This window comes from Mesorhizobium sp. M7A.F.Ca.AU.001.01.1.1 (genome assembly GCF_004022735.1).
GTDB classification, from domain to species: domain Bacteria; phylum Pseudomonadota; class Alphaproteobacteria; order Rhizobiales; family Rhizobiaceae; genus Mesorhizobium; species Mesorhizobium ciceri.
The window spans coordinates 1-1,292 of record NZ_RZPF01001099.1 but is presented as its reverse complement, the minus strand read 5'-3'; the positions used below and the strand labels follow the sequence as shown (position 1 = coordinate 1,292).

Below are 1,292 nucleotides of genomic sequence, written 5' to 3'. Positions count from 1 at the left end.
GGCGGTGACGGTCGCCTCGGTCGGGCCGTAGGTGTTCAGGATCTGCCGCCCCGGCTTCGACCAGCGCACCACCAGATTGTGCGGACAGGCCTCGCCGCCCACCAGCAGCGTGCGCAGGCTGGGCACATCCGATGTCATCGACGACAGCAGCGTCGGGCTGCAGGCGATGCAGGTGATGTCATGGAGCCGCAGGAAATCGGCGAGTTCCTCGCCCACCAGCGGCATCTGGCCAGGAGCGGGCACCACCGTCGCGCCGGCGACGAACGGCACCCAGATCTCTTCGGAGGAAAAGTCGAAGGCGATCGTCATGCCCTGGTAGACGCGGTCGCCCGGCCGGTAGCCGTAGGAGGCGGCGGCGACGCGGATGAAATTGACGAAACTCTGGTGCTTGATGACCACGCCCTTGGGCTTGCCGGTGGTGCCCGACGTGTAGAGGATGTAGCAGGTGTCGTCCGCTGAAGCGGCCTTCGCATGCGGCTGCAGCGGCGCGTTGGATTGTCTGGAGATTTCGGCAGCAGTGCTGTCGATCAGCAGATGCGGGACCGGCAGCTGGCCGGCGCGCGACGCATAGGCGGCGATGGTGACGATCAGGCTGACGCCGGCGTCTTCGATGATGAGCGCCATCCGCTCCTCGGGAAAGGCGGTCGCCAGCGGCACGAAGGCAGCGCCCGCCTTCATCACGGCGAGCAGCGCGACATAGGTCTCCGCCGAGCGGTCGAGGATGAGCCCGATGCGGTCGCCCGGCTTCACGCCGCGCTTGATCAGCAGGCGGGCGAACTGGTTGGCCCGCCTGTCCAGCTCCCGATAGGTCCAGACACGCCCGTCGGAGATCACCGCCGGCAGCGCTGCGAACATCTCGGCAAGCTGTTCGAAGACGGTGTCGAGCCGCTCGCCGGGCAAGCCTTGGCGGGCAAAGTCGGCGCCCGTCAGGATTTGCCCGCGCCTGGCTGTCGCGGGAGCCGTTCTTACCAGCGCATCGACACCTGCCGGGCCGCTTTCCAGCCCCGATCGTTCCGCGTCCAGTTCGGCGACATCGACACCGTGATCCATTTCCATACTTTCCCGTCCAGGCCGGGCATTGCCCGGCACGGCCATTTTTCCAGTTGTTGTGGGATGCTTATGCCATCCGATCTTTTCGGCAGTTTTTCCGAACTGTTGAATATTGTTTCTGAACTGTGTCTGGGCGGGGTTTTGAGCCTCCCTTGGCGGCTGCGCCCGGCGGCAACGCCGGCGCGCGCGCCAGCGTTTTTCTGGAACCAGCCTTGAGGCCCCGCATTCTATGAGCAGGGACT

Annotated in this window: 1 protein-coding gene; it reads right to left on the bottom strand. The window is 65.7% G+C overall.

The window, feature by feature from the left end; all coding sequences use genetic code 11:
• Window positions 1-1,056: AMP-binding protein (locus EN884_RS36165; protein ID WP_164895428.1), on the bottom strand; the 1,056-nt coding region annotated here is incomplete at its 3' end.
• Window positions 1,057-1,292 lie beyond the last annotated feature (236 nt).